The organism is Staphylococcus sp. GW821-FHT11H10 (assembly GCF_058807855.1).
In genome coordinates this window covers 19,944-34,479 of sequence record NZ_JBXARC010000011.1, presented here as the reverse complement: position 1 = coordinate 34,479, position 14,536 = coordinate 19,944, and the positions used below count along the sequence as shown (strand labels likewise).

General features: G+C 31.8%; 12 protein-coding genes. 7 read left to right on the top strand and 5 right to left on the bottom strand.

Going from position 1 to position 14,536, the window contains the following annotated elements; all coding sequences use genetic code 11:
- Positions 1–46: 46 nt before the first annotated feature.
- On the bottom strand, positions 47–2,182 hold the full coding sequence (locus AC1RRU_RS07545) for a DNA topoisomerase III (RefSeq protein WP_037558586.1): 2,136 nt from the start codon (positions 2,180–2,182) through the stop codon (positions 47–49).
- A 148-nt stretch (positions 2,183–2,330) separates the two neighbouring features.
- Between AC1RRU_RS07545 and AC1RRU_RS07540 the strand changes: the two genes are divergently transcribed.
- The 3 genes from AC1RRU_RS07540 (at position 2,331) to AC1RRU_RS07530 (ending at position 5,058) form a co-directional block, all read left to right on the top strand.
- A complete protein-coding gene (locus tag AC1RRU_RS07540; RefSeq protein WP_011275120.1) occupies positions 2,331–3,203 on the top strand; it encodes a GNAT family N-acetyltransferase in 873 nt (290 codons plus the stop codon).
- A 173-nt stretch (positions 3,204–3,376) separates the two neighbouring features.
- Entirely contained in the window at positions 3,377–4,240 is an 864-nt protein-coding gene (locus AC1RRU_RS07535; protein ID WP_011275119.1) for a GRP family sugar transporter, read from the top strand.
- 26 nt (positions 4,241–4,266) lie between these two features.
- Complete coding sequence (locus tag AC1RRU_RS07530) at positions 4,267–5,058, top strand: glucose 1-dehydrogenase (RefSeq protein WP_016931147.1); 792 nt, start codon at positions 4,267–4,269, stop codon at positions 5,056–5,058.
- A 69-nt stretch (positions 5,059–5,127) separates the two neighbouring features.
- Here the strand turns inward: AC1RRU_RS07530 and AC1RRU_RS07525 are convergent, their stop codons facing one another.
- Positions 5,128–6,036 (bottom strand): AEC family transporter, encoded by a 909-nt coding sequence (locus AC1RRU_RS07525; protein ID WP_011275117.1) that lies wholly within the window; start codon positions 6,034–6,036, stop codon positions 5,128–5,130.
- A gap of 139 nt (positions 6,037–6,175) precedes the next feature.
- Here AC1RRU_RS07525 and AC1RRU_RS07520 point away from each other — a divergent pair, with 139 nt between their 5' ends.
- Both AC1RRU_RS07520 and mspA read left to right on the top strand, forming a co-directional pair.
- Positions 6,176–6,343 (top strand): SE1832 family protein, encoded by a 168-nt coding sequence (locus AC1RRU_RS07520; RefSeq protein WP_011275116.1) that lies wholly within the window; start codon positions 6,176–6,178, stop codon positions 6,341–6,343.
- Positions 6,344–6,488: 145 nt separating this feature from the next.
- Complete coding sequence (gene mspA, locus AC1RRU_RS07515) at positions 6,489–6,806, top strand: membrane stabilizing protein MspA (RefSeq protein ID WP_011275115.1); 318 nt, start codon at positions 6,489–6,491, stop codon at positions 6,804–6,806.
- A gap of 139 nt (positions 6,807–6,945) precedes the next feature.
- On the opposite strand, the gene AC1RRU_RS07510 is transcribed toward mspA, so the two are convergent.
- From AC1RRU_RS07510 to AC1RRU_RS07500, 3 genes are all read right to left on the bottom strand, one after another.
- A complete protein-coding gene (locus AC1RRU_RS07510) occupies positions 6,946–10,128 on the bottom strand; it encodes an efflux RND transporter permease subunit (RefSeq protein WP_070663260.1) in 3,183 nt (1,060 codons plus the stop codon).
- Positions 10,129–10,266: 138 nt separating this feature from the next.
- Positions 10,267–11,526, bottom strand: a complete 1,260-nt coding sequence (locus AC1RRU_RS07505; protein WP_016931149.1) for a lipid II:glycine glycyltransferase FemX — start codon at positions 11,524–11,526, stop codon at positions 10,267–10,269.
- A 411-nt stretch (positions 11,527–11,937) separates the two neighbouring features.
- The gene (locus AC1RRU_RS07500; protein WP_016931150.1) at positions 11,938–12,699 is read right to left on the bottom strand and encodes a VOC family protein; all 762 of its coding nucleotides are present in this window, start codon (positions 12,697–12,699) and stop codon (positions 11,938–11,940) included.
- A 178-nt stretch (positions 12,700–12,877) separates the two neighbouring features.
- Between AC1RRU_RS07500 and AC1RRU_RS07495 the strand changes: the two genes are divergently transcribed.
- Together AC1RRU_RS07495 and AC1RRU_RS07490 are read left to right on the top strand one after the other, a co-directional pair.
- The gene (locus AC1RRU_RS07495) at positions 12,878–13,315 is read left to right on the top strand and encodes a MarR family winged helix-turn-helix transcriptional regulator (RefSeq protein WP_011275110.1); all 438 of its coding nucleotides are present in this window, start codon (positions 12,878–12,880) and stop codon (positions 13,313–13,315) included.
- Positions 13,312–14,517 (top strand): MFS transporter, encoded by a 1,206-nt coding sequence (locus AC1RRU_RS07490; RefSeq protein WP_011275109.1) that lies wholly within the window; start codon positions 13,312–13,314, stop codon positions 14,515–14,517. Before AC1RRU_RS07495 ends, AC1RRU_RS07490 begins: the two co-directional genes overlap by 4 nt.
- Positions 14,518–14,536 lie beyond the last annotated feature (19 nt).

Sequence of the window (14,536 nt, the reverse complement as noted above, 5' to 3'; positions counted from 1 at the left end):
AAAACGAACTTTTTTACCAACAAATATGATTAAGTTCGATTTTTAACTATAATTTCAAGTTTTTTAATGCATCTTTAAACGGATTATTCTCAAGTGAGTCCTCATTATTCATATACTTTTTCATTTCTTTTTTAGATACTTTACCACTGGATTTATTTTTGAATCGTTTATCCATCTGTTCTTGTGTTTCAGTATGACCACAGACACATCGATAAACTGCATCTTTTCCACGTCCAAATAATGTCATTTTCTTCTTACAATTTGGACAACGTGCATTTGTCTTACGTTGGACATTCTTTTTAGTTTTACATGTGGGATCTTGACATACTAACATTTGTCCATTTTTAGTTTTAACTTTAATCATGAATTTTCCGCATGTCGGACATTCAGTAGTAGTTAAATTATCATGCTTATACTTTTGCTCGCTATTTTTAATAGTATTTACAATCGATTGAGTAAATGCCTTCATTTCGTCAATAAAGTGTCGAGAATTATATCTTCCTTTTTCTATTAATAATAGTTTCTCTTCCCACTCGGCAGTTAATAATGGAGATGTTAATTCTTGAGGCGCTAAATCCAGAATTTGCTTTCCTTTAGATGTTACTTTGATTTTGCCATCTCTAGATTCGATTGCATTAAGATTAAATAGTTTCTCAATTATATCCGCTCTTGTAGCAACTGTGCCAATCCCTCCAGTTTGTCTCAGTGTGTTAGCATGTTTCTTTTCTTTAAGTTGTATATAATTTTGAGGGTTCTCCATGGCTTTTAGCAATGAGCCTTCGTTAAAGTAATCAGGTGGTGTCGTTTCATGTTCATTTACTTTTAAACTTTGAAGGTGATACTTTTCTCCTTTTTGAAAAGCAACTTTCTTTACCACATTATCATTGTTCATTTTAAGTGCTTTATAACCTAGTTGACGTGTGACTTTTTCATTAAAAGCGAAAATATGTTGGCCAACAGTAACATTAACTCTAACCGCTTCATATTCATGAGGTGCCATTAATGATTCTAGGAACCTTTCAGCTACCATCATATATATCTTACTTTCTCTGTTACTCAAACTTTGCATATCTGGACGTACTTCTGTTGGAATAATTGCGTGATGATCTGATACTTTATGATTTTTAAAGATCCGCATTTTACTTGAATAAGATTGCCCCAACAATGATTTGACTTGTGATTTATAGTCAGTTGCTAATAAAGCATAAAGTCGTTCTTTAATAGTATCCACCATATCATCTGTTAAATAATTAGAATCTGTACGTGGGTAGGTAAGAACTTTATGGCGTTCATATAAATTTTGAATGGTATTAAGTGTTTCCTTAGGCCCCATTTTGTATCGTTGGTATGCCTCTTGTTGCAAATCAGTTAAGTTATACAGAGGCTTAGGATGACTTTTTTTAACTTTCTTTTCAACACTATCAACATTACCTTCTACATGTTTTATTTCATTAGCAATTTGCGTTGCGTCTTCCTTAGTCATGTGCTGTTTATTTGTACTTAATTGGAAAGTTAATCCACCTATTTCAGTAGATAGTGTATAATATTTCTTCGCTTTAAAATGATTGATTTCTTGTTGCCTAGCATTAACTAATTGGATTGTTGGTGTTTGAACTCGACCCAATGATAATTGAGCGTCATATTTCGTCGTTAATGCACGTGTTGCATTGATACCCACAATCCAATCCGCTTCACTTCTAGCTAATGCTGCTTCATAAAGATGCTGAAATTCACGTCCATCTTTAAGCTTTTTAAATCCCTCTTGAATTGCTTTTTTAGTTACGGAGCTAATCCACAAGCGCTTAATTGGCTTTTTATTATGAACTTTATCCAATATTAGCCGTGCAACTAGTTCCCCTTCTCTTCCAGCATCAGTTGCTATAATAACTTCTTTCACTTTTTTATCTAAAATCAGTGACTTAACAGTTTTAAATTGTTTACTTGTTTTACCAATAACTACTGTTTGCATGCGCTTCGGAATAATAGGTAAATCTTCAAGTTTCCATTCCTTGTACGCTTTATCATAGTGTTCCGGTTGTGCATTAGTGACTAAATGACCCAATGCCCATGTGACAACATACTTTTCGTTTTCAATATATCCATTACGTTTTCCCTTTATGTTCATCGCCTCAGCTATATCTCTAGCTACGGATGGTTTCTCTGCCAAAATTAATGATTTCATAGAACTTTCCTTTCAATAAAAGATCTCTTAGTACATGTATTTGATTTAAATACAATTGTAACATGATAGACAATAGTCTAAACTTTCAATTACTAATAAATAAACTTATAATTAATTTAACAAAATGATATTGAAATGGAGGTACGCTATGGACATAGTCAAAGTAAGCAACCTGAACCAAATCATATCTTTTATTAATACATCATCAGACACCCTTGCGTCTTATATATATAAACTTCATACGTCTAAAGGTGATGTAGAACAGTTACTAAATGAATCTATCCATACTACTGGTGTTTTCTGTTTAATAGAAGATGATTCAATTGTCGCATTAATCACTGGAATTTTATATGAAGAAGATAAATACAAAGTTATTGGACCATTTGTTAGTAAAGATTTTACTCTTACAGATAATCATTTTATCTCATTATTTTCGACATTAATGGAATCACAATCTGATCATGCTACTTTTAACTTCTCTTATAATGATTGTGCACAAGATTCAAAACCTTTAATGAAGCTAATTCATGCTAATTATAACTTCACAGATTACTATTTAAATGTTTATAAATCATTAAATGAACCCGAGTCAGATTTCAATATCATTGAATATCAACCAGGGTTCCAAAGAGCTTTCAGTAAGTTACACGAACAGACATTTAGACACAACGCATTAACTCCTAAAGAAATAGTCAATACTTTAGATGAACATAACCGATTATTTTTATTTGTTAGTGAAGGCTTGTTAAAAGGATACCTTTATTTACAAATAGACACGCTATCATCACTAGCTGAAATACGATATTTTAGTTCACATACTGATTATCGTCTCAAAGGGATAGCATTTGACTTACTTTCATATGCAATTCATTATGCATTTGAGCATTATTCTATTGATAAAGTTTATTTTAAAATACGTAGTAAAAACGCCACTTTAGTTGAACGATTTAATGAACTGGGATTCGAAATTGAAAGTGAATATACTAAATATAAAATTGATCCAAGTCAATTGAATTACTAGCATACCATTAAAGCATATTAAGATAATTACACATTAAATCTTAATATGCTTTTTTTATTTACTTCAACGTATGAGCGTTTACATTTTAAAAGTTATTTTTTTTAGATAAAATGTTCTCGAGTGTTATAGGAAGGAAACACTTGAAGTAAATAAATAAGGAGAGTGTTTACATAATGCAATTTATAGATATACTTATCGCATTATTACCTGCCCTATTTTGGGGGAGTGTCGTTTTAATTAATGTTTTTGTTGGGGGCGGACCTTACAACCAAATAAGAGGTACAACATTAGGTGCACTTATAGTTGGTATTGTATTGCTCTTAATTGGTAAAGCACAATTTGATAATTTAACAGTGATCATTGTTGGTTTAATTTCAGGTGCTTTGTGGGCCTTTGGACAAGGTAACCAATTACGTTCAATTAGTTTAATTGGTGTTTCTAAAACAATGCCTATTTCTACAGGTATGCAATTAGTTGGTACTACATTATTTAGTGCTATTTTTCTTGGAGAATGGAGTACTGGTATTCAAGTAACAATGGGAATTATTGCCATGGTTCTATTAGTTACAGGTATCGCGTTAACCTCTTTACGCGGTAAAAATGAAGGAAAATCGAATGATCCAGAATTTAAGAAAGCAATGTTAATATTAGTAATTTCAACAATTGGTTATGTCGGATATGTAGTAATAGCCGATATCTTTGGTGTCAGTGGTACTGATGCATTATTCTTCCAATCAATTGGTATGGCTATAGGTGGCTTCTTGTTATCAATGAAACATGAAACTAATATTAAATCTACAGCCCTTAACTTAATACCAGGTGTTGTATGGGCGATTGGTAACTTATTTATGTTCTATTCACAACCTAAAGTTGGTGTTGCAACAAGTTTCTCATTATCACAATTACTCGTAATCGTTTCTACATTAGGTGGTATTTTCTTACTAGGTGAGAAAAAAGACAAACGCCAAATGATTGGAATTTGGTCTGGTATAATCTTAATCGTTATCGCCGCATTTATACTCGGAAATCTTAAATAAATTAACATTACAAAGGAGGAACCAAAATGTTTTCAGATTTAGAAGGTAAAGTCGTAATTATAACTGGTGCTGGGAGTGGTATTGGTAAATCCTTTGCAGAAAACTTTGGTAAATCAAAAGCAAAAGTAGTTTTAAATTATCGCTCTGACCGTCATTTAGATGAAATTGAAGAAATTAAGCATATGATTAGTAATGCTGGTGGTGAAGCAATTGCCGTACAAGCTGATGTGGCTGTCGAGGAAGATGTAAAACGATTAGTTCAATCTGCTGTTAAAGAATTTGGCACGCTAGATATTATGATAAATAATGCAGGATTTGAAAAACCTATCCCAACCCATAAAATGTCAGTTGATGAATGGCAAAAAGTGATAGATATTAATTTAACTGGTGCATTCGTAGGTTCTAGAGAAGCAGTTAATCAATTTTTAAAAGAAGATAAAAAAGGAATAATCATCAATACATCAAGTGTACATGATACGATTCCATGGCCTAATTATGTCAATTATGCTGCTAGTAAGGGTGGCTTAAAGTTAATGATGGAAACAATGTCTATGGAATACGCACAATATGGTATACGCATAAACAACATTTCTCCAGGTGCGATAGTCACTGAGCATACTAAGGAGAAATTCTCTGATCCAGAAACTCGTGCTGAGACATTGGAAATGATTCCAGCTAAAGAAATTGGTGAAGCTCAAGATGTAGCTAATGTGGCATTATTCTTAGCTTCAGATTTAGCGAACTATATTCACGGTACTACAATTTACGTTGATGGTGGTATGACTAACTACCCTGCCTTTATGGGTGGTAAAGGTTAAATTTCAAGCACTATGCAGTAAAAAGCAAGCAATCCTTAAAGTAGAATTGCTTGCTTTTTTCATATTTATTCAAATAAATATCGCTTGGTAAACATATAAAATGATTATACTCAATATAATCGAAATGTTAGTAACCATACCTACTAAAGGCAATGTCTTGTATTTAAATTGAATAGAATACGGAATAATCGCTACTCCTACTGGTAATAACCAAGCAATGAGTAATGTCGTTTTAATCATATTATCTGAAACAGGTAAGAAGAAATGAACGAGTAAACCAGCTAATAAACCTAAACCATAATGGGCTAATAAATATTTAACTGCGATTGGTAGGAAATGACGTTCAATTTTAAAATTAAGCATAACACCTAAAAGAATCATTGATAGTGGCATATTCGCTTTAGATATTATAGTGAAAAAATCAATTGATACTTTAGGCAAATGAATATTTAACATATTTAGAGTAAACATGACGATATATGTGACAAGGGGCACAGAAGTAATTAATTTTTTGCCTAAAAATTTAAAATCAAACTGATCTCCACCTTGACTGAAATAGCTTCCTACAAAATAAGTTACTCCAAACATAATAATCGCCCCACCTATATCAGCCATTCCAAAATAAATCATTCCATTTTTTGGCCAAATCGTATCAACGAGTGGATATGCAAATAAACCTATATTAAGTGATGCAGTCATCATTCCAACTGTACCTTTTATATGATTGTTATGCTTATTAAACAGCCACAATACAGTGAATTTAGCAAGGACGCCATACACAATCATCATTATAGGTAATATCGAAAATGAAAAATCTAATTCTGCACTATTGAGATTGACAATGACTAAAGAAGGTAGTGTGACATTGAGTACTAATGTTGATAATACCTGACTATCTGCCGCTTTTAAAAAGTTTATACGTTTCAATAAATAACCTAATGCGATTAAAAGAATAATCATTATAAACTGCTCTGTCACGATAGTTCTTTCCTTCTTTTTAACATTATTATTACAGTTAATTACTTTAACATAATTTACTTCATTTTTAGAAGAGGATTGTTTCATGATATAATTCAATGTGATTGTTAAATTTTGAAATTAAAGGGGTTTAAGATTAATGAATTTAGAATCACAATTAGATGAATTGAAGTATGATTATGTTCGTTTACAAAATGACCTCGAGAAACGGGAATCTTTAAATCAAAATATAGACCCTCTCGTTAAGCAACTTGAAGATATTGAATTACAAATCTCTGAGATACGTTCAAAGTTACGTCAGAAATAAATAATTTTTCTATCTTATGAGATGATTAAAGTTGTGTAAATCTAGTATGATTTCTATTCAGTAATTCAATCAGCAACTTCGAATTTGTTATATAGTGTCAAAATTATATTTTGTCTAAGGTTCATTATAGAAAGGAAGACAACAGGTGAAACTTTACTTATTATTATTGCCTATTTTATATCTCATCGTTAGTTACATAAGCATTTTTAAAATGCATTCGATTATTACTCGCATTTTACGCATTATTATGGGTGTATTATTACTGTTTGTACTAGCAGTTACAACTTTACAATTCCCTGCTGAAAACTGGTGGGTATTTATTGTTTTAGCATTACTTGTTGGTAATGTTGAAGTAACCGCATTCAAAGAATTGAAACATGATACTAAAGCTGTTTCAATTTTAAATATTTTATCAGTTATATTATTTATCATTTATGTTATTTTAACTTTTATCATGTATTAAATTAGTATAATTCAGTCAACTACAGCCAATATAAAGTTATAGCCTGAGTCATTGATTAATGATATGCCCCTTCAAAGTAAACATTGAAAAAATGAAAACTTTGAAGGGAGCATATCATAATGTCCCAGGCTTTTGTTTTTTATTTTCTTGTTAACTTACCTTTAAGTGTAAAAAGAATTTCGTAAATTACGGGAACAACAATTAATGTAAGAAGTGTAGACGAAATCAATCCTCCGATTACAGTTGCTGCCATACCTTTTGAAATCAATATTGAACTATCTTGTCCAAATAATAAAGGCAATAATGCACCAATTGTTGCAATGGCAGTCATAAGAATAGGTCTTATACGAGTGCCACCCGCTTCTAACAACGCTTCCTTCATTGACATACCTTCATGTTCATTTGTTATCACACGATCAATTAACACTATAGCATTGGTTACTACGATACCGATTAACATTAACATTCCAATTAAACTTGGAACAGATATTGTTTCACCTGTAATTAATAATGCTAATACGACACCAATAATAGTAAATGGTAGTGAGAATAGTATTGTGAAAGGTGCTAAGCCACCTTTAAATGTGATGACTAATACTAAATATACGATAACGATAGCTACTAACATGGCGAATGCCAATTGCGTCATTGCTTGATTAATATCATCTGTAGCACCACCCACATTAACTTTAACGTTGTCTGGTTTATCTATATTATTGATTTTATTCATTACCTTACTAGATACACCACCTACATCTGAATCAGTAATTTTACCGGAAACAGTTGTTGCGTAGTCACCATCTTCTTGAACTAATTTACTTGGCGTAGTTGTACGTTCTAGTTCGGCTATATCTTTAAGTTTTACCGTTTCACCTGTTGGTGATTTTAATTCCATATTATTTAATTTATTTCGAGACCAATACGTCTGCTTGTTTTGTTTTACTTTAACATCGACTTTATTGTCATTTTCTTTAACTGTAGTAATCGTCTTTTCAGGCAAATTCTCATTTAAATTTAATGCTAATTGTCCTGCAGAAATACCTTTCTCTGTTGCTTTATTTTGATCTACTTTAATTTCATATTGATCATAGGTTTGCGATAAATCTGATTTTACATTGGTGATTCCGTTTACTGATTTCATCTTTTGCTCTACTTTAGCAACTGTATCTTTAATTGCATTCGTAGATGGCCCTTTGACTGTAACTTCAACTGAATCATTACCAGAACCATTACCCATGTCTTGATTTTTCCATTCACCTGGTTGATTCATTTTTGATAAATGAGAGATAACTTTATCAGGCTCTTCTTCAAAGTTAGGTGTATCTTTGTCATATTCAACCATAATAGCCATACTATTTGTACTACCAGTTGGGTCTGCTGGTGATGGACCTCCCACTGAATATTGAACTGTTTTTACTTTATCCTTGGATTGTAAATATTTCTGTGCTTGCTTTGCATGATCTAAAACAGCTTTTTCAGTTTCACCGGGTTTAGGTGTATAGGTTACGGCTAAGAATTTGTCATCACCTGTTGAAATATAGCTTGTACCTAATTTTGCGCCACCTAACGCAATGCTTCCTACTAGAATAACGACACTAATAATTAAGACTATCCATTTATGATTTAATGACCAATTTAAAATTTTACGATAACTCTTGCTTACAACACCTAGTCCTCTATCATTCTGATGTTGTGAATTGCGTTTTAACTTAATACCTTTTTTAAAAAATGTAGAAGCCAATGCTGGCACCACAGTAATGGATACAAGTAAAGATGCTAATAAACTAAATGCAATTGCTAGTGCGAAAGGTCTAAACATTTCACCAACTGACCCTGACACAAATGCTAGTGGTAAGAACACGATTATAGTAACAATTGTAGAAGATAGAATCGGTTTAACTACTTCTCTTGTTGCACTAATGACTAAATTGTTGCCAGACAATTCTTCTTTAGGATCTGATAATCTTCGATAAATATTCTCTACAACAACAATTGAGTCATCTATCACACGACTGATAGCAATTGTTAATGCACCTAATGTCAAAATGTTTAGCGATACATCACTTAATTTTAATGCGATAAGTGCTATTAAAATCGAAAGCGGAATGGAAACAATTGAGATAGCCGTGGTTCTAATATTTCTCAAGAATAATAAGATAACTATAATTGCGACAATCGTTCCTAAAGCTGCTTTTTCAACCATTGTATATAATGAATCTTCAATTGGTTTAGCAGTATCCATGGTTTTTGTAGCTTTTATGTCATCATTATTTTTTACAAATTCATCAATTTTATTTTGAGCTTCTTTAGCAACTTGAACTGTGTTAGCATCTTGTGCTTTCATAATTTGTACATTAACTGCATCTTTTCCGTTCGTCTTAGAAATTGACTCACGTTCATCTCCTACAGTTATTGTTGCTAATTCACTTAATGGTACGCTTGGCATTTCTCCATTTGAAGCTTGAGATTGATTACTCATTTGAGATTGAGAACTTGAAGATGATGCATTATCTCCAGTACTACTCATCTCACTACCTGATTGATCATCACTACTACCTGATTGACTCTGACCACTTATTGTTAATGGGATTTCTAAGTCTTTGAGTGCTTTAACAGATTTAAATTGACCATCAACTACTAAAGATTTTTCATTTTTTCCAAATTGAAATAATCCAAGAGGTGTTTCTCGAGTTGCTGTTTTTATGTAATTTTCTACGTCATCAGCTGTTAGTCCCGCTTCATCTAATTTGTTTTGTTTAAATTTCAATGTAACTTGTCTCGTTGTTTGACCATTAAGTTGAGCATTCTGAACGCCATCAATTGTTTGTAATTTAGGAATAAGTTGGTCATTAATTTCTTTTGTTGTGGTTTTTAAGTCATCATTTTTATTAGTAAATGAATAGGCTACGATTGGGAATGCATCCATGGAATTTCGTGTTAATTCTGGCTCACTAACCCCATCTTTAAAGTCTAATTTATCTATTTCTTTCTTTAATACTTCTTCAGCTTTATCCATGTCTGTACCATTATTATATTCAACAGTTACAATTGATGCATTTTGTATCGACTGTGTCTCTACACTTTTAACATATGCTAAAGATCGTACTTGGTTATCAATTTTAGAACTAATCTCATCTTGGGTTGTTTGAGGTGTAGCACCTGGCATTGTTGTTTGTACAGATATAACTGGATTTTCAACATCTGGAAGTAATTCTAATTTTAATTTAGCACTAGAATATACGCCTCCTAATATTACTAAAACAACCATTAAGAAAATTGCGAATTTATTTCCCAACGAGAACGTTAACATCCTCTTTATCACTTATTTACTTCCCCCATTCTTTTTCTTTTAAAAAGCTATAATTTTTTTATTTTTTAATCATTCCTATTATCCTAAAAAAATCTGAACGTCACAATGATTATTGTGGAATCGTTCAGATTTAAATTTAATCGTTAATGACTATTTGCCTTTTAATTTACGAGAAATTTTAATTTTAGCTTTTGTTAATCGCGGTTTAACCTGTTCAATTAATTGATAAAGGGGTTGATTTAATACATAGTCAAATTCCCCTATCTTTTCACTTAAATAAGTGCCCCAGACACGTTTAAACGCCCATAAACCGTAGTGTTCAGAGTCTTTATCTGGATTATTATCAGTTCCACCAAAATCGTATGTTTTAGCGCCATGTTCACGCGCAAACTTCATCATCTCATATTGCATATGATGGTTAGGCAAGAAGTCACGGTAATCATTCGATGAAGCACCATATAAGTAATATGATTTAGATCCTGCAAACATTAACAATGCACCAGATAAATAAATTCCATTAGGATGTTTTGCTAATAGGTCAGTCATGTCGTCTTTTCTTTCAATGGTTTTTTGAATTTTAGCTTCGACATCGTTTAATTTATTTTTAGTCTTTTTATCTTGCTTTCTCTCGTATTTATTTTGAAGTTGCGTTTTTTCGCTTTCAAGTTCCTTAAGTTCATTATCAATATCATCTAAGACAGGTTTAGGTTCTAATTTCACAAGGAATAATTCAGCATCGCCATCTTCATGAAGTGAGTCATAAATATTTTGAAAATAGCTTAAATCACGTGTTAAAAAGCCGTCACGTTCTCCTGTTATTTTCATTAATTCAGCGAAATTTTTAAGCCCTTCTCGATTTGAACGTTCAACTTTAGTACCACGTTTCAATGATAGTCTTACTTTAGAACGATTACGGCGCTCAAAACTTTGGAATATTTCCTCATCTGATTTATCTATTGGCGTAATCATTGTCATACGTGGTTGAATATAGTCTTTAGACAGCCCTTCTTTGAAACCTTTATGTTTAAAACCTAGCGCATTTAAATTTTTAAGTGCATCTATACCTTTATCTACTTCTACATCTGGATCAATTTTAATAGCATAGGCTTTTTCTGCTTTAGCTACTTTTTTAGTTTCTTCTAATAACTGTTCCAATGCAGCTTTATCACTATAATCCGTTACGAAACCACGAGAAACGTAACATAGCGTGAATGGTAGTTTAGGTATCTTTTTAAATAATAATTGACCTACACCTTTAATCTCACCATCTTCACCCACTGCCACACGCTTTGAATACCATCCTGTTAGGCGTTTAGTTTCTGCCCATTTTGTTAACTGTAATAAATCACCATTAGGATGAGCTTTCACAAACGCATCATGCTCTTGGTTAGTGATATTCATCTTTTCCATGCTATAAAAACTCCTTTTTCTTTACATTAATTATAATTATACAATGTCATGTTTAGAGTGTCGACAAACTCGCCGTGCGATTAAAATATTATTTCTAGTTTTAAATTTTTGATATACTATATAAACTTAAAATTTTAAATTAGTCTTGAAAAAGAGGTTTAACATGCGATATTTATTATTAATATTATTTATTTTGTTTAACACGATAGCTATTGGTGTCACTATGACTCAACCTTTAACAGTTTCATATTTTAGTTTAAGAGTAATGTTCGTTGGACTGTCGTTCGTCTTAACTATCTTTTTCTTGCTTTTAAGGAAGTCTAAAGTAACTACATATCTCAGCATATTATCTCTAATACTTTCAATCGTTCATATGACACTTATCGCCCATAGTACTTATATTTATCTATACTAACCTTCAGGCTCGAATCGATATTTCGCACCTTTCGTAATAATTGAGTAAGGTGCAGTCGTTTCTGTATCTTTAAATATAATCGTATTATAGCCTGACGTTTTACCATCTTGAATACGGTAAATAATATGGTCTACCGTTAATTGCACATCTGTATAATTATCTCCTTCTTCAAGGATAGTCACATCGAACCATTTTTTCCATTTAGATAGTGTTTTAGAGCGTTTTTCACTATCAATAATTATTTTATGGATTTTAAATTGTTTTTGGAAAAGAGGCTCTAATTTCTGATTGTGCACTTCTTCCCTTTCCTCCCATTCTATGAAAAATGGTGGCTTTACCATGTAATCAGGGTCTGCAATGTAAAGTAATTTCCAATTTAATTTATCACCTTTTTTATTCTCTCTATGCATTTCTACTGGTCCAATCGTATCAATGTTACGTTCTTCTAAAGATTTTTTTATTAATTCAATATTTGATGTTCTTAATGCAATTGTTTTAAACCCTTGTTTGTAATGGTCTTGAACGATTTTAGTCGCAAAAGCAACTCGACCCTCTTCTGTTTTGGACTCTTTATTTAATTTTTCTTTATCTTCTACATCTATCAATTCTATGTAATTTTCATTAATATATGATAAACGATTGTATGTTCCAAATTTGTGATGTTTACCACCAGAATTAATTTTTAGAATTTCTCCCGGATATTTAAAGTTTTTAAGGTTATCTACATAATGAATAATATGGTCAAATCTAAGTTCCATTGATCGTATTCCCCTTTAATTATTCGACTTGCATCTATCTTATCAAACTTCTTTTAAGATTACTTCTTTTAATCGTGTAATTTATCTATTTAGTATTGCATTTTTTTAAAATACGGCATATAATTATTTTTGTTCAAAAAATAGTTAGCAAAGCTAACTTGTTTGGAAGGAGTATATTATGTTAACAAATGAATTTTTTAACAGTTTCATTGGTTTATACCGTCCATATATGAAACGAACGCAATCGATACTCGACCAGTTTGATTTACACCCTGGACAATGGTTGATATTAAGAGATATTGCGAGTACATCTCCAACGACTTTAGTTCACATCTCTAAACGTCGCTTTATTGAGAAACCCACTACACGTAAAATTATTAAAGTTTTATCTGATAGAGAGTTATTAATTGTAGAACCAAGTAAGGAAGATAAGCGTGAGAAGTTATTAAGTCTCTCTGATAAAGGTCAAACATTATATGTAGACGTTTATCGTAAGATACTACCAGTTCAGCGTGAGCTTATTAAAAATGCTAGATTATCTGACGTGGAACTTGAAAATGTTATTTCAGTAATGAACAAACTTCATCATGCATTTTTAGAGGAGGAATCAGAATGACTCAAAACACGGATATAAAACAGCCTATTTTCACGAAAAGCTTTACAGTTAATTTCTCAATCAATTTTTTCGTTTATTTATGTATGTATCTTTTATTAGTAATTATTGCAGATTATAGTAAGTCTACTTATCATGCCTCAGATAGTTTAGCTGGATTAGTAGTGGGGTTATTTATTATCGGTTCTTTAATAGGTAGATTTGGAACTGGTAAATATGTAAATAAATTTGGTCCAAAAAAAATATTAATTACTGGATTATTATTGCTTGTGATTACACAATTACTTTACTTCATTCCTGGATCAATCACATTCTTAATGTTCGTACGTCTAATTAACGGGATTGCGACTGCTATAGCTACTACTGCAACTGGTACTATTGCAGCACATGTCACACCTGTTGAGCGTAAGAGCGAAGGTATTAGTCTATTTTCACTTAGTTTAGTACTTGGTACAGCTATAGGCCCATTCTTCGGTATCTTATTATTAAAATCATTCTCTATCAATTTACTATTTGCTATATGTGTAGTTTTAGGTGTGATCAGTTTAATAATTTCACTATTTATTAAAATTGATTTTGATGCTGTTCATAATAATACAGATGCAAAAATTGCTAAAGCATCAGGCTTCAATATACACAACTTCATTGCAAAAGAAGCAGTACCAGTATCAATAGTTATGATGGTTATTGCACTAAACTATGCTTCAATACTGACTTTCTTGAAATTTTTTGCAGAACAACGACATTTATTAGAAGCTTCTAGTTACTTCTTTATTTGTTACGCCATCGCTTCTCTAGTTACACGTCCAATTGCAGGTCGAATGATTGATGCACGTACAGAAAATGTTGTCGTTTATCCAGCATTTATTGCACTTATCATTACATTTATTATACTAGTGTTCAGTTATAGTGGATGGATGTTGTTACTGGCTGGTATCTTCTTAGGTATTGGTTATGGCAATTTATCATCATCTATGCAGGCTATTGCCATTAAAGTGTCACCTACTAATAAATATGGTATTGCAACATCAACTTACTTTATTGGTTTAGATATAGGTATAGGATTTGGTCCATCTTTATTAGGCTTATTCACAGGTTTCATTAGTTACACTGAAGTTTATATCATTATGGCTATCGTAGCAGCACTTTGTACCGTTCTTTACTTTATTGTTCATGGACGAAAAGTTAAAACACAATTAAATTAATATGTAGAAAGAGGCTGGG